Annotated in this window: 18 protein-coding genes; 8 read left to right on the top strand and 10 right to left on the bottom strand. The window is 66.8% G+C overall.

Features of this window, described 5'->3' with window-relative positions; all coding sequences use genetic code 11:
* Nucleotides 1-50: 50 nt before the first annotated feature.
* A complete protein-coding gene (locus ACIBW7_RS15445; protein WP_397046873.1) occupies nucleotides 51-896 on the bottom strand; it encodes an SDR family NAD(P)-dependent oxidoreductase in 846 nt (281 codons plus the stop codon).
* Nucleotides 897-1,004: 108 nt separating this feature from the next.
* Between ACIBW7_RS15445 and ACIBW7_RS15440 the strand changes: the two genes are divergently transcribed.
* Nucleotides 1,005-1,592 carry a TetR/AcrR family transcriptional regulator gene (locus tag ACIBW7_RS15440; protein WP_397046872.1) on the top strand — a complete coding sequence of 196 codons (588 nt, stop codon included), beginning with the start codon at nucleotides 1,005-1,007 and terminating at the stop codon, nucleotides 1,590-1,592.
* A gap of 211 nt (nucleotides 1,593-1,803) precedes the next feature.
* On the opposite strand, the gene ACIBW7_RS15435 is transcribed toward ACIBW7_RS15440, so the two are convergent.
* The 3 genes from ACIBW7_RS15435 to ACIBW7_RS15425 all read right to left on the bottom strand — a co-directional run bounded on the left by ACIBW7_RS15435 (nucleotide 1,804) and on the right by ACIBW7_RS15425 (nucleotide 4,511).
* Nucleotides 1,804-2,250, bottom strand: a complete 447-nt coding sequence (locus ACIBW7_RS15435; RefSeq protein ID WP_397046871.1) for an SRPBCC family protein — start codon at nucleotides 2,248-2,250, stop codon at nucleotides 1,804-1,806.
* Between the two features lie 60 nt (nucleotides 2,251-2,310).
* The gene (locus ACIBW7_RS15430; protein ID WP_397046870.1) at nucleotides 2,311-3,636 is read right to left on the bottom strand and encodes an alpha/beta-hydrolase family protein; all 1,326 of its coding nucleotides are present in this window, start codon (nucleotides 3,634-3,636) and stop codon (nucleotides 2,311-2,313) included.
* Between the two features lie 125 nt (nucleotides 3,637-3,761).
* Complete coding sequence (locus ACIBW7_RS15425; RefSeq protein WP_397046869.1) at nucleotides 3,762-4,511, bottom strand: hypothetical protein; 750 nt, start codon at nucleotides 4,509-4,511, stop codon at nucleotides 3,762-3,764.
* A 169-nt stretch (nucleotides 4,512-4,680) separates the two neighbouring features.
* Between ACIBW7_RS15425 and ACIBW7_RS15420 the strand changes: the two genes are divergently transcribed.
* Both ACIBW7_RS15420 and ACIBW7_RS15415 read left to right on the top strand, forming a co-directional pair.
* Nucleotides 4,681-5,913, top strand: coding sequence for a sensor histidine kinase (locus ACIBW7_RS15420; RefSeq protein WP_397046868.1), 1,233 nt, complete (start codon nucleotides 4,681-4,683; stop codon nucleotides 5,911-5,913).
* Between the two features lie 149 nt (nucleotides 5,914-6,062).
* On the top strand, nucleotides 6,063-6,728 hold the full coding sequence (locus ACIBW7_RS15415; RefSeq protein ID WP_397046867.1) for a response regulator: 666 nt from the start codon (nucleotides 6,063-6,065) through the stop codon (nucleotides 6,726-6,728).
* Here the strand turns inward: ACIBW7_RS15415 and ACIBW7_RS15410 are convergent.
* Nucleotides 6,725-7,630: a hypothetical protein gene (locus ACIBW7_RS15410; RefSeq protein ID WP_397046866.1), complete on the bottom strand. Its 906-nt coding sequence runs from the start codon at nucleotides 7,628-7,630 to the stop codon at nucleotides 6,725-6,727. The two genes, ACIBW7_RS15415 and ACIBW7_RS15410, sit on opposite strands and share 4 nt — an antisense overlap.
* Before the next feature lie 245 nt (nucleotides 7,631-7,875).
* On the opposite strand from ACIBW7_RS15410, the gene ACIBW7_RS15405 reads away from it, so the two are divergent.
* Nucleotides 7,876-10,032 (top strand): protein kinase, encoded by a 2,157-nt coding sequence (locus tag ACIBW7_RS15405; protein ID WP_397046865.1) that lies wholly within the window; start codon nucleotides 7,876-7,878, stop codon nucleotides 10,030-10,032.
* A gap of 57 nt (nucleotides 10,033-10,089) precedes the next feature.
* Here the strand turns inward: ACIBW7_RS15405 and ACIBW7_RS15400 are convergent, their stop codons facing one another.
* The 3 genes from ACIBW7_RS15400 to ACIBW7_RS15390 form a co-directional block, all read right to left on the bottom strand.
* The gene (locus ACIBW7_RS15400; protein WP_397046864.1) at nucleotides 10,090-12,582 is read right to left on the bottom strand and encodes an FtsX-like permease family protein; all 2,493 of its coding nucleotides are present in this window, start codon (nucleotides 12,580-12,582) and stop codon (nucleotides 10,090-10,092) included.
* Entirely contained in the window at nucleotides 12,579-13,295 is a 717-nt protein-coding gene (locus ACIBW7_RS15395; RefSeq protein ID WP_397046863.1) for an ABC transporter ATP-binding protein, read from the bottom strand. Before ACIBW7_RS15395 ends, ACIBW7_RS15400 begins: the two co-directional genes overlap by 4 nt.
* 75 nt (nucleotides 13,296-13,370) lie before the next feature.
* Nucleotides 13,371-13,760, bottom strand: coding sequence for a hypothetical protein (locus ACIBW7_RS15390; protein ID WP_397046862.1), 390 nt, complete (start codon nucleotides 13,758-13,760; stop codon nucleotides 13,371-13,373).
* Nucleotides 13,761-13,918: 158 nt separating this feature from the next.
* On the opposite strand from ACIBW7_RS15390, the gene ACIBW7_RS15385 reads away from it, so the two are divergent.
* The 4 genes from ACIBW7_RS15385 to ACIBW7_RS15370 all read left to right on the top strand — a co-directional run bounded on the left by ACIBW7_RS15385 (nucleotide 13,919) and on the right by ACIBW7_RS15370 (nucleotide 18,927).
* The gene (locus ACIBW7_RS15385) at nucleotides 13,919-15,292 is read left to right on the top strand and encodes a sensor histidine kinase (protein WP_397046861.1); all 1,374 of its coding nucleotides are present in this window, start codon (nucleotides 13,919-13,921) and stop codon (nucleotides 15,290-15,292) included.
* 38 nt (nucleotides 15,293-15,330) lie between these two features.
* The gene (locus ACIBW7_RS15380) at nucleotides 15,331-15,984 is read left to right on the top strand and encodes a response regulator (protein ID WP_397047085.1); all 654 of its coding nucleotides are present in this window, start codon (nucleotides 15,331-15,333) and stop codon (nucleotides 15,982-15,984) included.
* 72 nt (nucleotides 15,985-16,056) lie between these two features.
* Nucleotides 16,057-18,033, top strand: coding sequence for a protein kinase (locus ACIBW7_RS15375; RefSeq protein ID WP_397046860.1), 1,977 nt, complete (start codon nucleotides 16,057-16,059; stop codon nucleotides 18,031-18,033).
* A 420-nt stretch (nucleotides 18,034-18,453) separates the two neighbouring features.
* Nucleotides 18,454-18,927 carry an NUDIX hydrolase gene (locus ACIBW7_RS15370; RefSeq protein ID WP_397046859.1) on the top strand — a complete coding sequence of 158 codons (474 nt, stop codon included), beginning with the start codon at nucleotides 18,454-18,456 and terminating at the stop codon, nucleotides 18,925-18,927.
* Nucleotides 18,928-19,070: 143 nt separating this feature from the next.
* On the opposite strand, the gene ACIBW7_RS15365 is transcribed toward ACIBW7_RS15370, so the two are convergent.
* The gene (locus ACIBW7_RS15365) at nucleotides 19,071-20,273 is read right to left on the bottom strand and encodes a lipid-transfer protein (RefSeq protein ID WP_397046858.1); all 1,203 of its coding nucleotides are present in this window, start codon (nucleotides 20,271-20,273) and stop codon (nucleotides 19,071-19,073) included.
* Nucleotides 20,266-20,688 (bottom strand): Zn-ribbon domain-containing OB-fold protein, encoded by a 423-nt coding sequence (locus ACIBW7_RS15360; protein WP_397047084.1) that lies wholly within the window; start codon nucleotides 20,686-20,688, stop codon nucleotides 20,266-20,268. The genes ACIBW7_RS15365 and ACIBW7_RS15360 overlap by 8 nt, the downstream gene beginning before the upstream one ends.
* Between the last annotated feature and the right edge of the window lie 134 nt (nucleotides 20,689-20,822).

The raw sequence follows: 20,822 nt of genomic DNA, 5'->3' as shown, positions 1-20,822 counted from the left end.
CCCACTCCCACACGCAATCCGCGGGATCGGAGTGGGCGCTCAGGACATCCTTACGCGGGCCAGACGAACTCGGGGTCGCTGAGGTAGTCCTGGCGTCGCTGATCCAATGCCAGCGCGACCATTTGGTGCGCCCCGGGGCCGATTACCTTGCGCACCGGTGGGTTCGGCATGTTCACGAGCGCGATCAGTTCCGCCGCAGCTACTTCCGGGGCTGCTTCCACCCACTCGGGCTCGGCATCCGCCTCCGGCGGCGGAGCGGTCGGGTCCGGATAGTCCGGCATGCCCAGGATGCCTGTGCGCAGTTCGTCGTACGCCGGGAGCGCCGTCGCGAACTTCATGCTCGACTTCGCCCAATCGGTATCGAAACCGCCGAGCTGTGCCAGCGTGACGTGAATTCCGAAGGGCCGCAACTCATCCGCGAGTGACGCGCCGAATCCCTCGAGCGCCCATTTGCTTGCGTTGTACATGCTGAACAGCGGCAGGCTGCCGACCGCGCCGACGGTCGAGATCTGCACGATATGCCCCGAGCCCTGCTTGCGCAGATGCGGCACTGCGGCCTGTGAAACCCACAGCGCGCCATAGAAATTGGTATCCATCTGGGCGCGGATCTCGGCTTCGGTCAGTTCCTCGACCGCACCGACCAGACCGTATCCGGCGTTGTTCACGATCACATCGATACTGCCCGCGCTCGCGAATGCCTTGTCCACCGTGGCGATCGCGCGGTCGCGGTCGCGAACATCCAAGGGCAGCACCGTCAATCGTCCGTCGTCGATATCGGCCATCGATCGCGGGTCGCGGGCGGTCGCGACAACACGGTCGCCACCGGCGAGCGCGGCGAGTGTGAACGCCCGCCCCAGCCCGCGGTTAGCACCGGTGATGAACCAGGTTCTGGTCATTGTCGATCCTTTCGTCGCGAGACGCTCCGTCTCGTTTGATGACCATGCCAATCGAATCCTGTCTTGTCAAGACGAGACGTTTCGTCTCGTTATTGGTACAGTCTCGTCATGGCCGAAACACCCAGCGCAGCCAGGCGCAGCGAACGTGCGCGCGCGGCGATCCTCGCTGCCGCCGCCGAACTGATCCGTGAGCTGCCCTACGCGAAGTTGAGCGTCGAGGCCATCGCATCCCGCGCCGGGGTCGGCAAGCAGACGATCTACCGTTGGTGGCCGTCGAAGGGGGCCGTCGTGTTCGACGCGATGCTCGAACTCTATTCGGGCCCGGACGGTCTCGTCCTTCCCGATACCGGCGATATCCGCGCGGACCTGCGCGAACTGCTCCGCGGCGCGATCGCCGAGCTCACCGATCCGAGTTTCGAGGCCTTCCTGCGCGCGATGTACATCGAGATCCAACAGGATCAGGAACTCGCCAACGCCTACCGTGCGCGACTCCTGCTGCCACAGCGTGCCGCCATCGCCGAGCGCCTATCGGCTGCCGTCCGAGCCGGGCAGTTGCGCTCCGATCTCGATTCGGACCTTGCCATCGATCTGCTCCTCGGCCCGATCCAATCCCGCTGGTCGGTGGGCCTTCCCGGTCTTACCGACTCCTATGTCGATGCCACCCTCGAAGCAGCACTGGCCCACCTCGCGCCCTGACTCGATGATCGCGAGCACGAAGAAGATCACCCGAAGGTGAACCGCCTGCAAGGCGAGACTGCCCTCCGCCGGGGGGAGGCCCGGTCGAGTCGACGCATTTGCTCCCGCACGCGTTCGTGTTCCGGACGTGGCACGTCGGACGGCATGTCGTCGTGCGATGTGCTCGGGAGGGGGCGGTAGTCGCGCTGGGACTTCGGGATCGGCGAGGTCGTCAGTGGGCGCGGAGGGATTCGGATTGTTTTTGGATGCCTTCGGTCATGCCGGCGAAGCCGCGTTGGAGGTTTTTGCCGAGGGCGGCTACTACCAGGGGGCGCAGCCAGCCGCCGAGTTCGAAGTGGGATTCGTAGCGGGTGCGGTCGGGGCCGAGTGCGGTGACTCGGTGTGAGCGCAGGCTGTGCAGGGCACCGAGGGGGACCGGCTTCATCGAGTAGCTGAGTTCGGTGCCCGGGGTGTGTGAGACCATCCATTCGCGCTGGCGGCGCGGGCTGGAGCCGGAGACCGCGACCAGCATATCGATCGGTTCGCCGGGGACGAGGGTGCTGCGGCATTCGATGCAGAAGGGGTTCCACTCGCCGTAGCGGGGCAGGTCGGTGATCACCTGCCACACCAGTTCGGCGGGGGCGTCGATTTCGACGGTGGCATCGATGACAAAGGGCATGGTTAGCAAATTAGAACATGTTCTATAGCTGATCAAGCCTCTCAGCAGGAAAGTCGCGGGTCAGCAGGCGCCCATGGCGGTGCCCTGATCGGTGCCGTAGCGGTGGCCGTGGCCCGGCGGCGCGTTCAGCGCGGCGAGCAGATCCGCGCTGGTCTGCAGGAAGCTCACCACCGGAAGCCATTGTGGCACAGGGGCATCCACCCGAACGCCGCGGAGCTCGGGTGCGCGCCACAGCAGCGACGGCGACCAATGCACCACCGGATCCGAGCTGTTGGCCAATACCGTCGCGCCCGCCCGATGCACCTGACCGGCGGGTGGGCCCGCCCAGAGCGCCGCGCAGGTCCGACGGTCCTGGTCGGCGTCGTCGGCGAATATCGAGCTCCCGCCGAGCGCGCCGAGGCTCTGCCCGTAGACGTAGAGCTTGGGCTTGTGGTCGAGCATGTCGATGCGGCGCGCCACGGCATCGAACAGCGCTCGTGCATACGCGACCGCATCGTCGCGCCCGAAGACGAAGGTCACCCAGCTGGGGGCGTAGGAGTACTGCATCCCGACGAGTGCGACATCACCGCCGAAGCGTTCGTAGAACCCGCGAACCGCATTCGCATCGATCCATCCGGACCCGGTCGGCACCGCGAGCACGATATTCGACCGCTCGAATCCGCCGGACCGTTCCAGCTCTCGAATAGCCAGGGCCACCCGGGAATCGAGATCGGGTGCGGAGTCGAGTCCGACGTACACCCGGATCGGTCCGGCGGGCGAACCGGTGACGAACTTGCGTCCCTCCGCGCCCAATGAAGGCCAGCTGACCGCAGATTCGGCGCTCCCGGACAGATCATACGAAACCGGTTGCACCAGTGCGGGATCGATCGTCGCATTGGCGGCGGCATAGGCACTGCGTCGCCAATCAACCGCCGCGGGTACCCCGACAAGGTAGAGCACCGACACCGCCACCACCCCCACGGCGACACTGCGCGCCGAACCCAGCTTTCGCGCGAACCATCCAGTTGCGCGGGCGATTCCGGTGACAACCCCCACGATCGCGACCGATACGAGCGCCCAGCGCAGCCAATAGTCCGGACCGATCAGCGCCGTATCCATCGCCGTACGCAGCCGGTTCTGCCAATGGGTTGCCTGCACGACCATCCCGACAACCGCGAGCACCGCCGAACCGAGCAACGGCGTGCGGAATCGATCCATCCGGCGGTTGATATCGAAATCCGAGCGTCGCAACGCAAATCGAACAACCCCCGCAACGGCCAGCGCAACTGCGGCGAGCAGCCCGGTCAACATCGCCTGGGCGCTCGGTGTGCGCGGAAGCAGGCTGGGGGCCAGGGATATCGATGTGCCGAGACCGATTCCGAGCGTCGTGCCGATTCGCGGCCGCACAGCCCAGCGAAACCCTTCGGTGACGAGCGCCTTCCAGCGATTCCCCGGTCCAGGTGAAATGCTCGGGCTGGGCGATGCGACCGAATCATTCCGGGTAGAAATCGGTCTGGTCGCGGTCAACGTGCTCATGCCCGAACCGCCAGAGCGCCAATGCGATTCGAAGCTCGTCCCGAGGAACGACCTCGATCCCGCGCATCGGCAAGCCGCCGCCGGACCGACGGCAGGAACCCGGCCGCCCCGAGCCCGGCCAGACCGCCACCGACGATCCACCCGCCGTTCCCGGAATCTTCTGCTCCGAAAGCGGATTCGACAACCGGCACGCCGTAGTCCTGCCGCTGCGAATTCAGATCGACGAACGTATTCGCAATGCTCGCCATCGCATTGCACCGCGCCCGCGAGAACCCGTCCGCCCGAGCCGCGCACGCCTCGTGCATATGCACGGCCAGCGTCGCATCCAGCGCCTGCCTGGCCCACCCCCTCAGCGGCTGACCCTGCGCGTCCGCATAGCGCAGCAGGTCATACCCCAAATCGTGTGCCTTACAAGCGGTCTCGAACTCACCGGGCAACGTCACCGGCGACGAGCACTCCCCACCCGGATTCACCAGGAGCCCATCGACAACAGCTGGTCGATACCCGAACCGCTCCGCGAAATCGGCGGGAATCACCTCGACCGACCCCGGCCCACCCGAGGTCAGGCCGACCACCGCGGCACCGGCCGACGCATTCTCCACCGTCGGCTCGACGGTTGCGGCATGCGCCGCGGGCGCAAGCATGATGGTGGCCGCCATGGTGGTCAGTGCGGCCGCTGTCAGTGCGGCACAGCGTCGTGCGATGGATCGGGTTCGGGCGCCGGCATCGATGGTCGGTGTGCTCATGGTGCTCGACGGTAGGAATCCATCCCGCTACGCCACCTCACGCCGCGGTGCGGTTTCCCGGCCCGTGCCGCCGGGGGAGCGCGTGCGCGTCCTCCTACTCCGGTACTGGACCGGAATTCACCCGTGGGTATGAGGACCCCCACCGCTCGGGCTTCCTACTGTCGTAGCCATGAGGGAAAAACGTCGTGGCTGGATCAAGGGGATGAACGCGCGGATGTGGTTCGACGCGTTCACCGTGCTGCTCGCGGTGATCTTCTATGCCGTCGCCTGGCCGACACTGCACCTCACCCATGACGTGCCGGTCGCGGTGCAGCCGTTCATCGCCGCACTCGCCGCGTTCCCTATCCTGCTGATCCGGCTCAACCCGGCACTGGGCTGGGCGATATCCGCGGGTTCGGCCCTGCTCATCGCCCTGGCCATCCCGAATCAGCCGGACAATGAGATCCCGATCCAGGTCGTGCACATCCTGTGCCTGTTCGCGCTGCTGTTCGCGGTGGCCTTGCGCGCGGCCGTCCCGATCGTCGCGGTCGCCTGGGGTGCTACCTCGCTGCTGCTGGCCACCGCGATGACCAGCGACGGTGACATCTCCGGCAGCGCGTGGGCCTGGCCGATCGCCTTCGCCGCCGTCGTGCTGTTCGCGATGCTGGTGCGCTGGCTGGTGCAGTCGCGCAAACAGTTGCTGGCCCAGGAGGAGGAGAACGAGCTGGAGCGGGCCCGGCGCGCCATCCTGGAGGAGAAGGCCCGCATCGCCCGCGACCTGCACGATGTCGTAGCCCACCACATGTCGCTCGTCGTGGTGCAGGCCCAGACCGCGCCCTATCGGGTCGAGGGTGTGACTCCCGCTACTCGCGCGGAATTCGAATCCATCGGCGCGACCGCCCGCGAGGCATTGAACGAGATCCGCGGCATGCTCGGCGTGCTGCGCAGCGACGGTCAACTGCCCGAGCACGCACCGCAACCGAAGGCCGCCGATGTGCTCGGCCTGTTCGAGGGCGCCCGCCGCGCCGGTGTGCGCATCGACTGGACCGTCGACGGACTGCTGGATCCGGTCCCGGATTCGGTCGGCCTCGCGCTGTACCGGATCGTCCAGGAGTCGCTGTCCAATGCCTCCCGGCATGCCCCGGGTGCATCGGTGCAGGTAGCGATCGTGATCGGCGCCGACGCACTGCAGCTGAGCGTCGGCAACGCTCTGAGCGCTACCGTCGCGCGCCCGGTCGGCAACGGCGGTCACGGCATAGCGGGCATGCAGGCGCGTGCGCTCGCGGTCGGGGGCGAGGTGTCGGCGGGTCCGCGTGCGGACGGCGGATTCGAGGTCCGGGCCCGGCTGCCGATCGCTCCGGCGGCCGGCGCTGCGCTGGACCCGGCGATGATCGCCACGATGACTGCCGCCGAAGATGTCTGAGCAGCCTGCTCCCTGAAAATTCCTGCAGGACAATTGATTTCGAATGGACATGGCTAACTCGTCGGGTACGCCCAAACTTGCCGTGCACCTGAACGTGACGCATATGGCACCCAACTTGTCCGGCCCGAGTAGGCGGATAGGCTCTGTTGGTGGCAATTACTGTTCTGATCGCCGACGACCAGGCCATGGTGCGTCAGGGTTTCGGCGCCCTGCTCGCCGCCCAATCCGATATCAGCGTGGTCGGTGACGCGCCGGACGGAAAGGTTGCCGTCGCCGAGGCCAAGCGGCTGCGCCCGGATGTGGTGCTGATGGATGTGCGCATGCCGGAGATGAACGGGCTCGACGCCGCGCGCGCCATCCTTGCCGCCGGTTTCGACCCGCCGGTGCGGGTCCTCATGCTGACCACCTTCGATATCGACGATTACGTCTACGAGGCGTTGAGCATCGGCGCCAGCGGATTCCTGCTCAAGGACGCGCCCGCCGAGGAGTTGGTGCGCGCGGTGCGTGTGGTCGCCGACGGCCAAGCCCTGCTCGCCCCGACGGTCACCCGCCGACTGATAGCCGATGTCACCCGCCGCCGCACCGCGAGCCGTGTCAAACCCACACCCGCGCTGGCGTCATTGACTCCGCGTGAACGCGAGGTGCTGGAGTTGATCGCCAAGGGCATGTCCAATACCGAGATCGCCGGCGCGCTGTTCGTCGCCGAGCAGACCGTGAAAACCCATGTCTCCAAGGTATTTTCGAAACTGAATCTGCGCGACCGCGCGCAGGCGGTCGTGCTCGCCTACGAATCGGGTCTGGTCACCCCGGGCTAGCGCGGCTGCTGCTGGCACTTACCGCCGTTGAGATCGTCGAGGTGTCGCGACAGCAGCCGGGCCAGCCGATCGAGCAGAGCGGTCGCATCCTCGAAGGTGCCCGAATCCGCCTGTGCCGCAAGCGCGACCGCGACACCGCCGGATCGGGTCGGCACGATGCCGAACTGGCGGACCGTGTAGACGCCGGTTTCGTCGTCGGGCCCCCAGCCGCCCTTGAATTCGGTGCCCTCGATGGTGCCGAGGCCCCAGCGCTGTTCCGGCGTGATCTGTTCCATCAGCTCGACCACGGTGGCGGACTCGGGTAGGCACGGCAGCTGCGAGGCGAAGCGCACCTGATTGGCCAGCGTCCATTCGGTCGCGCCGAATGCGGTGTAGTCCAGACTGGTCTTCGGTCCGTACACACTGGTCAGCGCGTCACCGGCCTCGTCGAGGACCCCCTGGACGGCCCGCGCGGCCTCTTCACCGTCCCCGAGCGATTCCCAGAGCGCTTCTGCCGCATCGTTATCCGAGACGGTGATCGCCTCGTGCGCGTATTCGGCGACGCCGGTCGGGTCGTGCCGCAGCGCCGCGATGGCCAGCGGCACCTTGATGGTGGACCAGGCGATGCCGCTGGTCCAGTCGCCGAAGATGGTCATCCGGCCGCCGCCGACCGGCATGATCGCCATCCCGACCTGGCCGAGCAGATTCGGCTGCAGTTGGGTGAAGTCGGCGGCCAGCGAATCGGGCCGCGAGATCGACCAGCCGGGATGCCAGGAACCGGGCCGTTCGACGGGGAGCGTCGGTTCCGCGGGCGCGTCGTGGGTGCTGGGTAAGAGGGAACAGGAGGTGAGTGTGACCAAAACCGTGAGTGCCGCGCCGCGCAGCGCCACCCGATAATTCACCATCGTTCTTGTAGACCTCACCGCCGCGTCCTCCCCACCACCACAACCTGACACCCGTTGTTCCATCGGCGGTGCGAAAAACATCCTCGTCACACCCGCCCGGTCGGTGACCGGACGTCGCGCGATCAGCACCGAGTCATGCCAGCAGCTGACACGGTGATGACGCACTGTTGATAGTTTCGCCGATTTTCCCGGAGAATTCGAAACGGCGTGGCCAAGGGGCTACCCGGTAGGCTCACAACTCTGTTTACGCGCTCGGACGACCGATGTCCGAGGGCCGCAGTCACCTGAAGGGGGTCGCGTTGCTGAACAGCGGTGAGGTGTTCGCCGGGTTCACCGTGGAGCGGCTGCTCGGCCAGGGGGGCATGGGCTCGGTATACCTGGCCAGACACCCCCGCCTCGGTAAGCAGACGGCGCTGAAGCTGCTGAATCGGGAGCTGTTCACCGACGCCGAGGTGCGTGCGCGCTTCGACCGGGAGGCCGATCTGGCCGCGCATCTGGACCACCCGAATATCGTCGCCGTGTACGACCGCGGCTCCGAGGACGATCAGCTCTGGATCTCCATGCAATACATCGACGGCGTCGACGCGGCGACCGTCGACCCGATGACACTGCCGCCGGAGCGGGCGGTGCAGATCATCGAGGGGGTCGCGGCGGCACTGGATTACGCCCATGGCATGGGTGTGCTGCATCGGGATGTGAAGCCCGCCAACTTCCTGCTGGCTCGCTCCAGCGGTGGGCAGGGCGAGCGGGTCTTCCTGACCGACTTCGGTATCGCCCGGTTGCGTGAGGACTCCACGCACCTGACCCAGACCGGCATGTTCAGCGCGACCCTGTCCTATGCCTCGCCCGAGCAGATGACCGGCGCCAAGCTGGACAACCGCACCGATCAGTACTCATTGGCGTGCGCGCTGTACTGGCTGTTCACCGGCATGGCGCCATTCGACGCGCCCGATCCGAACGACATCATCCGCGGGCACCTGCAACATATCGCCGCGCCGTTGGCGACCCGACGCCAGGGCTTGAATCCCGCGCTGGACGGGGTGCTCGCCAAGGCGATGGCCAAACGCCCCGAACATCGGTACGCGACATGTGTCGAGTTCGCCGCCGCGGCCCGCAAGGCATTGACCGCGCCACCGGTTGCCACCGTGCAGGTGAATCCCGGCTTCCCACCGGTGTATCCGGGACAGGTCGTTGGATCCGCGCCGCCCGCACCGGGATTCGGTGCGGATCAGGCCGCCTCCGCGCAGGCGGTCGGGCCCGCTGGATATGGTGCGCCGCAGGCCTATCCACCAGCGCAGCAGCCGATGGCGCCGGGGGTGCCTACGGGATATCCGGCCGCACCTGCGCCGCAGCCGGGTGCACCGGCGACGCATGGGATACCAGCGCAGGGGGCACCGCAGGCTGCGGGGTATTCGGTGGCGCCGGCGCAACCGGGTGCGCCGACGACACAGGGGCCACCGCAGGCTGGGGCGTATCCGGCGGCACCACCTCAGCCGGGTGCACAGGCCACGCAGGGGCCACCGCAAGCTGCGGCGTATCCGGCTGCACCGCAGCAGGCAGCTCCGCCTCAGCAGGGGCCACCGCAGGTGCAGGGCCAGCCGATGCAGGCCCCAGCGGCGCAGAGCTCGCCGATTCCGGGACAGCCGGCGCAACAGCCGCCGTCTGCGATGCCGCCCGGTGCCGCGCCACCCCCATTCGGGCCGAATGCCGTTGGCTCGCAACCGACTCCGGACCATGGGCGGAGTACGGCCGTGCTGGTCGGCTGGATCGTCGTCGGCATCGTGGTCGCGGTGATCGCCGTAATGGGCACACTCGTGGTCGTCGGCTGGGAGTCGGAAGGCCCGCCCGATGCCGCCGTGCCGCCACCCGTTACCGCCACGACGGCGGCCGCTTCGTCCGATGCACTTGCCAAGAGCCGCAGGCTCTTTCCGAATCTGGTGCCGCAGGGCAAGGACGATTTCGGTGAGGCCTATCAAGATGCGCGCTGCATGGCTTCGGAGGCCGGGGAGCCGCTGGGGATCGAGGACGAACCCTTGAAATCCAGCCCCTGGGTCACCGCATGGGAATGCCATCGCGAAACCCAGGCCACCACCCAGATGAGCTACACCATCCTCGAATACGCCTCCGCCGCCGACGCCCGAGCCGTGGTCCAGGCACTGCCCGCCAATGTCGCAACGGCCGGTAAGAAGAGCGGAATCCCGGTCAACACTCACCGCTGGGTCGTGGAAGACCCACCGGGTCCCCTCCAGCCCTTCTACCACACGGCCAAACTCGTAGTGAGCTTCGAATCCGACCCGGTCCGCTCGAATTTCCTGGTGTACGTGGGTAACCACGGCACCGCAGGCGGAGTGCAAACCGTCCCGCCGACACCCACGGCCCAGGACGCGCTCACTGCCTGGTGGGACGCAGCACCGCTGTAATCGCCTGCCGAACGAGCCGAACGGGCTGTGGCATGCAATGCGGCAGCCCGATCGGACTCAGTCGACCGCCAACGCCTCCACGATCGGCATGCGCGCCGCACGTAATGCGGGCGGAATCGATCCGAGCAGCGCCAACGCCAGTGCGGCGGTGCCGTACACCAGGAGCATCGGGCTCGGCTGGTACGCGATGTCGATTGTCAGCGCGTGCCCGACGGCGACGGTCGCCAGATACTGGATCGCCGCGCCGGCCGCGAGACCTATTGCCGCGCCGATGAATCCGATGCCAACGGCCTCGGCGAGCACCGAGCGCAGCAGGAATTTGCGGCTGGTGCCCATGGCCCGCAGTACGCCGAGTTCGCGGCGGCGTTCCAGGACCGAGAGCATCAGGGTGTTCAGCAGTGCCACGGTGGCCACCAACACCACGATCCACAGAATGGCGTAGCTGATCGCCGAGCCCTGCCGGAGGCTGGAGGAGATGGCGACGACCGCTTGCGCACCGGTGTCGACGTGGATATCCGCGGGCACCACGCGCCGCACGGCGGCCTGCACTGCCGACTTGTCCACGCCCGGTTGGAAATGCACCGCGAGTACGGTTTCACCCGGTCGCTGATACCACGCGCGCATCTGGTCGAGATTCATCACGACTACACCCGAGATGGCCGAGATATACGGAATCACGTCCAGCACCCGCACGGTGTGGTTGCCGGTCGGGGTCGGCAGGGTCAATTCGGCCCCGGCGCCGACGCCGAGCGATCGCGCGACATCCCGCGAGATCGCCACCCCTTCCCCGGCGGCCAAGTGGGCAATGACTTCTCGACTCACCGAGCCGGTCTCGGATTCGTCCGCCTCGCTCGGATACCCCTGCAACATCACCCGCCCGGTGCCGAGGGTGGCGAACGCCATCTGCGCGGGCCCGACTTCTTCGACCCCGGGAACCTCGGCGATCTTCTCGCGTAATCCATTGGGCAGCAACGGCCCCGTCGGGAACTGCTCCATCGAGCTGGTGCTGACGAACAGATCGGTATCGCTGAAGCCGGCGAAGGATGCGGTGGCCGAATCGACCATATTGCGCGAGCCCCCGCCCATCGCGACCGTGGCGGATACGCCGATCATCACCGTCATCGCGGTGGCCCAGACCCGCCGGGGTGCGCGTTCGAGGGTGGTGGCCCCGAGCGTGCCCGGTGCGCCGAAGCGTCCGGCGATCGCCGCGGCGGCCCACACGATCGGTCCGGTGGCAGCGAAGCACAGCGTCACCGCCCCGGCGAACGACATCGAGATCGACGCCAGCGACATGCGGCCCAGATCGGCCTCGGCAATGACGATCGCGCCGACGATGAGGCCGACGCCGAGCACGATCGAGGTCCAGCGCAGTGCCGCACTCGTCGTATCGGTGCGCGCCACCCCCACCGGCGCCAGCGCCTCGATCGGTTCGACCTGGTACACCTGGCGCGCCGCTATGGCGGCCGCCAGCACACTGGCCGCCACACAGGCGCCGATCGCCATCGGAATCGCGTAGCCGGGCACCATATATTCGGTGCGCGCCTCCACCGATTGCATGATGGCGGTGGGAAGTTTGTCGATCGCGACACCACCTATCGCGGCGCCGACCGCCGCGCCACCCAACCCGCCGAGCACGCCGAGCAGCGCCGCCTCGACCAGCAGATCACGCACCATCGGCCCGCGCTTGCCGCCGATCGCCCGCAGCATGGACAGCACCGGCCTGCGTTGGGCGACCGCCATACTCATCGCGTTGTAGATCAGGAATGCCGAGACGATCAGGGCGGCCGCCGAGGCCATGAGCGTCGAGTACCGCACGATCTGGATGGCGCCACCGGCCTGTGCGGTCCGCAGCCCGGGATCGGCGACCACGGCGCGTCCGTCGACCACCTTGGTCAGCCTCTCGCGCAACTGGTCGACATCGGTGCCGTCGGCCGCAATGATCTGAATCGAGTCCAGCCGCCCGACGCGGTCGGTGAGTTTCTGCGCCAGCCCGAGCGGTGCGGCAATGATGTGGCCACCGTTGAGCTGCTCGGCGGTCTTCTTGTCGAGAACCGCTGCGACAGTCACGGTTCCGGCGCCGAGCGGGAACTGTTCACCTTCGGCGCGCCCCATCCCGGATCCGACCAGGACACCGTTCGGCACGGTGAGCAATTTGCTCGCCTGCGCGGCCACCGATCCGCCCAGATCGCTACCGAGTGCGGTAATGCTGGTGTCGGCGCCGATCAGCAGCGCCTTATCCGCACCGGATCCGATCTGCGCACGCAACATCGGCACTGCCTTGTCGACGCCGGGTGTGGTCGCGATGCGTTGCAGTTCCTGCTGATCGAAGCCCGCGTCGGTGATCCCGGTGACCTCCAATACGGCCTTGCCGCCGAGACTTCGGGTCAGCCGGTCCACCGAACCGGTGACCGAACCGGAGATGCTGAACACCGCGACCAGCAGCGATGCCGAAATGGACATCACCGTCAGTGACATGAGGGTGCGGCCGCGGTGGGCGAGCAGTTCCCCGATATTGAACAGGCGCAGCCGATCCCATGCCGCGCCGATCACGCGCGTACCGTCCGCGTGGCGATATCGACCTTGTCATTGGAGCCGATCTGCCCGTCGCGCAACGTGATCACCCGGTCGCAGTATTCGATAGCGCCCATATCGTGGGTCACCATGACGACCGAATTTCCGTTGCCCGCAATATCGCCGAGCAGTTTCAGGATGGACGCACCGGTCTTGGAATCCAGATTGCCGGTCGGTTCGTCGGCCAGGATGAGCGGCGGATCCATGATCAATGCGCGCGCCACCGCGACGCGCTGCATCTGACCGCCGGACAATTCGGCGGGCCGATGGGCGGCGCGTTCACTCAGCCCGACCAGGTCGAGCAGTTCCAGCGCGCGCGGTTTGGCCTTGCGCAATCCGGTGCCGTCCAACAGCTTCGGAATCGCGACATTCTCCCAAGCGGTCAGGGTCGGCAGCAGATTGAAGAACTGGAAGATGAAACCGACGCGGTGGCGGCGGAATTCGGACTGCCGCTCGTCGTCGAGGCCGCCGATCTCCGCACCCTGGAAGCGGATCGACCCGGAATCGGGGGTATCGAGTGCGCCCAGCAGATGCAGCAGCGTGCTCTTACCCGAGCCGGACGGCCCGATGATCGAGGTGAATTCACCGGATTCGATGCGCAGGCTGATGCCGTCCAGTGCGCGCACAACCTGTTCGCCGACGCGATATTCCTTGGTGATATCCGTCAGTTCCAGCATGGCCTGGTCCGACATGGCGGTCCCCCACCCTCTTTCTCAACTATTCGATCTTGGTCGATTGCGGCGTACCGCAGTGTCGCACCGGGCGCGTTATCGCGCCATAGCCTCGGCTGCCCGAACTCGGCGGCGATATTGCGCGTCGAGCACGGCGCGCAGTACCGGTTGTTCGGCGGCGAGTTCGAGATAGGCCTCGACCGTGGACTGGCCCTGCGCCAGCGCCTGGTCCAATTTCGCGTCGAGATGGATATTCCACCGATACCGCAACGCGAGCAAGAGGCCCTCTGGGCCGCCGAACAACCGGTCCAGTTCCGGGATCTCCGCGAACAGGTCCGGACTGGCCGGATCGACGGCCGCGCGGGTGAGCACGGTGCGCACGATCTCGGTTCGGCGGTGGTGATCTTCCCATCCGTTACGACTGCTGTGTCGCTCGACATGATCGCCGTGGGGATTGCTTGCAGGTCGCTCGAAATGATCGGACATGGCATATGTCCTTCCGTGATTTGGTAGATCTCACGCTACGGACGACGAAATACGGTGTCTTCGTGCCAGGGACGCGAATCGATCTCCTACCGCGGTAGGAGCCACGGCCCGCTCCGAGCACGATGCACCGGCCCCGACCTGGCGGTTAGCCTTACAGGATGGATGTGACCCACGCCATCGCGTCGTCGGCGGGCGCCCAACCGGCGATACCGTTCCGCGAGAGTGGGCGCGTCCAGGATCGGTTCGTTGCCTTCGTGCGCAACCCGGTCGCGGTCCTGCGCCGCAATCTCGAAGAGCTGCCGTTCGACTATCCGCCCTCGGTGATGATCAGCGCCGACGCGGCTCTGCTGGTGGTCGGTGTCGGGGCGGTCATTCAGCGCCACGAATATTTTCCGACCGCGCTGCCGATTCTGGCGCTCGTCCTGGTCTTCCTCTCGGTGCCGCTGTTCTGCTTCTTCGGTGTGACGCCGAGCCCGATCCTGCTCGCGGTCTCCGGCCTGGTCGCGACGGCGATCATGCTCACCCAGCCGGTGTCGTCCGACTTCTCCCCGTTCATCCTGGTGGTGATGGTGGGCGAGGTCGCGGCCATCGTGCGAAAACGTTTCAGCGCCCTGTTCGCGGTTGTCGCGGTGCTCGAGTTGATGGCCTTCGACGCGGCCGGGCACCTGATGTGGAGTGTGTCGGGTCAGCGATTGCAAGGCCTGCAGATGTACATCGTCGGGATCGCACTCGGCTGGCTGGTCGGCGTGATGCTGCAGTACCAGCGCAAATTCCTCTATCAGGAACGCCAGAGCCAGCAGATCCGGGCCGAACGCGCCGCCGACGCGGAGCGCAGCCGTATCGCGCGCGAGGTGCACGATGTCATCGCGCATTCGCTGAGCATCACCCTGCTGCATCTGACCGCCGCCCGGCACGCCCTGCAGACAGACCGTGACGTGGACGAAGCGGTGGACGCGCTCGTCGATGCCGAACGACTCGGCAGGCAGGCCATGGCCGATATCCGACGTACCATCGGCCTGCTCGATGCCCGGCCGTCCAAACTCGTTCCGGAGCCCGGCATCCGGGATATCGATGATCTGGTCGGTGATTTCGCGGGGGCCGGATTGGATGTTCGCTATACCCGTACCGAGGATCTGTCCGCGGTGTCGGCCGCGGTCGGGCTCGCGCTCTATCGGATCGGCCAGGAGTCCCTGGCCAATGTGATCAAACATGCGCCCGGCGCGACCGCGACCGTGCTGTTGGAGGTGGACTCGTCGATGGCCCGGCTCATCGTGAACAATTCGCTGCCCAAGGGATTGCCGCCGGATCTCGGCGGCGGGATGGGACTGTCCGGTATGCGCCAGCGCGCCGAACTGCTCGGTGGCCGCATCAAGACCGGTCCCAACGACGACGGCTGGACGGTGCGAGCTGAATTCCCACTGAGCGGCGCGCGGGCCTGGTCGATGTCGTGCGGTCTGCCCGACGTCGTCCACGGGGCCGCGAGTGCGGTGCGTGACATGCGGCGCGACGGCGCGGCGGGGGAGGGCGCGTGACGACAGGGGCTGCGGCCGGTGGCGGCGACACGGTTACCGTGCTGGTCGTCGACGATCAGGAACTCGTCCGCGGTGGGCTGCGGCGCATCCTGCGGCGGCGCGACGGTTTCGTGGTCATCGAATGCGCCGACGGCGATGAGGTGCCCGCCGCGTTAGCGGCCAATCGACCCGATGTCGTGCTGATGGATCTGCGCATGAAGCGCGTCGGCGGCATCGATGCGACCCGCACGCTGCGTGCGCGCGACGGTGCGCCGCCGGTGCTGGTGCTCACCACCTTCGACGACGACCAACTGCTTTCCGGCGCATTGCGGGCCGGAGCGGCCGGATTCATCCTGAAGGATTCGCCCGCCGAAGATCTGATCCGGGCCGTCCGCACAGTCGCCGTCGGCGGGGCCTGGTTGGACCCGTCGGTCACCGGTCGGGTGCTCTCGGCATATCGGACGGTTCGTCCCGCCGTCACCCGCGACGACAGCCGACTCTCCGAACTCACGGCGCGCGAGTACGAGGTGCTCGAATTGATCGGGCGTGGGCGCGTCAATACCGAGATCGCACGCGACCTCGGCATCTCGGAAGTCACCGTCAAGAGCCATATCGGACACATATTCGGCAAACTGGAGCTGCGGGATCGGGCCGCCGCGATCGTGTTTGCGTTTGACCACGGGGTGGTCGCACCAGGACAATCCACAGGTTGACGGGCAGCCGGATCGCGCATACCCGGAGCTGGTGATGGGCGATCTTTGCCCGGGATGTGGAGGAATGACGGGGTGGACGGACCTGGATGGAGAGTCGGTAGCCGGTTCGGGCCGTATGAGCTCAGAGCGCTACTCGGCAAAGGGGGTATGGGCGAGGTCTACGAGGCGTACGACACGGTGAAGGACCGCGTGGTCGCGGTCAAACTGCTGTCCGACGAACTCGCCAGGGACCCGGTCTACCAGGTGCGCTTCCGTCGCGAATCGCAGGCGGCGGCCCGGCTGGCCGAACCGCACATCATCCCGATCCACGACTGGGGGGTGATCGACGGTGTGTTGTTCATCGATATGCGGCTGGTGCCCGGCACCGATCTGCGTGAGATCCTGCGCAATCAGGGGCCGATGAGCGCCGAGCGCGCGATCGGCATCATCGAGCAGATCGCGGCCGGCTTGGACGCCGCGCACGCCGACGGTCTCGTGCACCGCGATGTGAAACCGGCCAACATCCTGGTCACCGAGGCGGATTTCGCCTACCTGGTCGACTTCGGCATCGCCCATATCGAGGGCGACAGCGCGGTCACCCAGGCGGGTACGGCCATCGGCTCCTACACCTACATGGCCCCGGAGCGATTCGATTCCGGACCGGTGACCGGTCGCGCCGATATCTACTCGCTTGCCTGTGTACTGCACGAATGCCTCACCGGAGCAACACCGTTCCCGGCCGGGAGCATGAGCGTGTTGATCCGGTCGCACCTAACCGAGGCACCGCCGCGGCCGAGCGTGCAGCGACCCGGAGTTCCCGCGGCGATGGACGAGGTGATCGCCCGCGGTATGGCAAAGGAGGCCGCCGATCGCTTCCCGACCGCGACCGATCTCGCACGCGCGGCCAGGGCCGCACTCGCCACCGCGCCCGCCGCGAATACGCCGACCTTGATCGTGCGGCCGCCCGATCCGTCGCGCGGACCATCGGATCAGGCTGTGGTGCACCGCAGTCCGGTGACGCCCGCGGAGTCGACAGGAGCGATTCCGGCGGTGATCCATCCGACCGGGCCGACGGTGGTCTCGCCCGCCGATCTGCAGTTCACGCCGTTGCCACCACAGCAACCCGCCGGTCCGCCGTTCGGGTCGCCCGGGGCCGGCCGGCCGGCCCGGCCGTTCCCGGATGCGCATTTGTACGAGGAGTCGCCGCCGGAGTTTCCGCAGCACTTGCCGTCACCGCGGCACCCGGGTGATCCGGCGGCTCCGCCGACTCAGCGGTATCCGGAGTCGCATTACCCAGAGGCGGGGTACCCGGAGGCTCGATACCCGGCGCGGCAGTATCCGGAACAGTATGGCGCGCAACAGGATTCGTCCGCTCCGGAGACGCGCCGGGTCCCGTTGCCGGAACCCTTTTCCGGCACACCGCCATTCGAGCCGCCGCGCGGTCCCGCCCATGCGGCGCCCAACCCGTACCGGCCGTCGCCGCAACCGGCCGAGTATTCACCGCAAGGCTATGCCGAACCCGATTACGCAGACGATTACTACACGCAGGATCCCGCCGCGGATCCGTATCAGCGGGATCGATCGGTCATGTTGCCGATTATGGTCACCGTCTTCGTCATCGTGGTGCTTGCGGTCGGCGGTGCTATCGGCTGGCAGGTGCTCGGCTCCGGCAAATCCGGGGATTCGAATGTGCAGGCAGGTGCGCAGGTGACCACCACGGCCGCCATCGGCACCGCAGGCGGTTCGACCACATCTCGGTCGACCTCGACCACCAAGGCCGCACCCACCTCGGTCACCCTGCCCGCGGGCGCGACGAACTGCACGAACGGCCAACCCGTCGCAGGCAGCTTCACCCAGTCGGCCACCGGATCCTCGGTCACCAGCTGCGGTTTCGCGGAAGCGGTCCGCAAGGCATACGCCGAATCCGCCGCCACGAACGTCTCGCGCTCATCGCGCTCGGTGGTGGCAGCCAGTCCGGTTACCGGCCGGACCTACACCATGAACTGCGTCGCGGACGGACAATTGGTGACCTGCACCGGCGGTGAAAACGCGGTGGTATACGTCTACTGACGCAGTCCGGTTTCAGCGTTCGAGAGGACGGAGCCCGATCATTGTCCGGGCACTGGCGTAGGTGTAGCGCCCCTTCCCGTGTGCGGCGAGTGTGCGTTCGGCCGGCCTCGGATGTCCGTGGCCCGTTGATCTTCCGAGGTACCGCGCGCTTGCCGTAGATAGCCTGGCGGTAGTGCTCGAATCCCTGCTGTTGTCAACCGGCGGAGTTCGCCGTTTTCGTCAACAGTCAGCGCGGATAGCGGGAGCGCGTCTCTTGTGGTGAGGGATTTGAGTGGTGAGCAAGAATTGGTCGAAGCTGCTGCCGGACTGGCTATCTGGCGAATCTCGCCATTGGATCGTGCGTGATTTTGGTGTGAGCGTTGGGTCCCGCGTCGTTCATGAACGGTGCACGGATCCTGTGCGTTGGAATACGGTGCACGGATGAGTTTCCGGCTGGCGGCGTACGCGGTGTGCATCGAGGACGGGCGGGTGCTGCTCGCGCGTTATGTACCGCCAGAGGGCGAGACGAACTGGACTCTTCCTGGCGGTGGAGTCGAACACGGGGAGGATCCGTTCGACGCGGTGACCCGGGAGGTCGGGGAGGAGACCGGCTGTGACGCGGTGGTCGAGCGCCTGTTGGGTGTGGACTCGAGGGTTATCCCAGCGGCAGAACGCCGTGTGCCCGGACCGCTGCCGCACCAGAATGTCGGCATCTTCTACCGGGTTCGTATCACCGGCGGCCGGTTGCGGCCCGAGCCCAATGGCGAGACCGCCGAGTCGGTCTGGACACCGATCCCCGACGTCGCTCATCTGCGCAGATCATCGCTGGTCGACATCGGTCTCGCTTTGGCTCGGACTGTTCCGGAGACTGGCCACGTCGCTGCTGTTCCAGTCGGCGGCCTGATCCAGCACTGAGGTGGGTGAATCTCGATCATCTCGGCGTCGAGTGGGTCCAGATCGGCGGGAGCCGATCCAACAACCAGCGACCACGGCTTCATCGCGGTCGATATCCGAAAACCCGGGCATGGCCGGGGTTCGCAGCGTGGATCGGCCTCGGTTCAGCGGGTGGCGATTATTGCCGAGCCGTGGCCGAAGAGGCCCTGATTCACCGCGATGCCTGCACGGGCGTTCTCCACTTGGCGGCTGTCGGCCTGGCCGCGCAATTGCCACGTGAGCTCGCAGATCTGAGCGATCGCCTGCGCGGGGATCGCCTCACCGAAGCAGGCCAGCCCACCACTGGGGTTCACCGGCACACGTCCACCCAAAGTCGTTGCGCCGCTGCGCAGTAGTTCCTCGGCGCCGCCGGTGTCGCAGAGCCCGATGTCCTCGTACCAGTCCAACTCCAGAGCGGTCGAGAGGTCGTAGACCTCCGCGAAGGACAGGTCGGAAGGCCCGAGCCCGGCCTCCTCGTACGCGGCGTGCGCGATGGCTGAACGGAACGTGTGCGGCGGGGGCTCGGCGGCCACGGCGGAGTCCGTCGCGAAATCCGGCAGGTCGAGTACGGTTTTCGGGAACGTCGGAGTGACCGTGGACAGCGCCCGGATACGGACCGGTTCGGTGACGCCGTGGCGGCGGGCGTACTCCATCGAGGTCAGTACCAGTGCCGCACCGCCGTCACTGGTCGCGCAGATGTCGAGCAGCCGCAGCGGGTCCGAGACGATCGCCGAGGCCGCGACCTCCTCGGCCGAAACCTCCTTGCGGTAGCGGGCGTACGGGTTGTTCAGGCCGTGCTTGGCGTTCTTTACCTTGACCGCGGCGAAATCGTCGAGCGTGGCACCATGCAGCGCCATCCGGCGGCGGGCATAGAGCGCGAAATAGATGGGGTTGGTGGCACCGAGCAGGTGGAAGCGCAACCAGTCCGGATCGTCGCGGCGTTCACCGCCGACCGGCTGGAAGAAGCCCTTCGGGGCGGCATCCGCGCCGATCACCAGCGCTACATCGGTCAACCCGGCCAGGATCTGGGCACGCGCATTGGCGATGGCTTGCGCACCGGAGGCGCAGGCCGCGTAGCTGCTCGAGATCCGCGCACCCGACCAGCCCAGCGCCTGGGCAAATGTCGCACCGGAGACGAAACCGGGGTATCCATTGCGGATCGTGTCCGCGCCGGCGATGTAGCCGACGTCGAGGTGGTCCACCCCGGCATCGGCCAGCGCCGCGCGCGCCGCGACCAGCCCGTATTCGACGAAATTGCGCCCCCACTTGCCCCATTGGTGCATGCCCGCACCGAGGACGGCAATGTCGCGATCATTCGTGTCAGGCATCGACCGGCCTCCACATCCACACCGTGTGCTCCGCGTCCTCGTCCTCGTACAGCACGCCGAGGGTCAGTTCGACCGGCATGCCGACGGCCAGGTCGTCCACCGTGAGGCCGCGCACGACCTGCCCGAGAATCACCATCTGTTCGACCTCGAGCTCCACCGCGGCGACGACATACGGCTCGAACGGATCGGGCGAGACATAGGGCGGGGGCGGCTTGTACCGGGCATCCGCGTATGACCAGATCCGGCCACTCGTGGAGAACAAGTACTCGGCCAGCTCGGAGCCGTCCTTCGGACTTGCACACTGCGGGTTGCGACAGGCCAGCGTGTTCCGCGGGAAATACGGTGTGCCGCACACATTGCAGCGACTTCCCACGAGACGTACCGCGCCGTCGTCCGCAGTGAACCAATCTGCCACCGCGGGCCGTTGCTCTTTCTGCACAAACCCGACGTTATAGGAACATGTTCTATTTTGGGGCGGAAATTCGCTCCGGCGATGTACGCGCGGCGGTACGGTGAGTGCGGATTGAGGACGCGACGAGACCCTCGAGC

Origin of the sequence: Nocardia sp. NPDC049526 (genome assembly GCF_044465765.1) — a bacterium.
Classification (GTDB): domain Bacteria; phylum Actinomycetota; class Actinomycetes; order Mycobacteriales; family Mycobacteriaceae; genus Nocardia.
The sequence above is the reverse complement of the archived record's forward strand: the minus strand, read 5'-3'. Positions and strand labels throughout refer to the sequence as shown.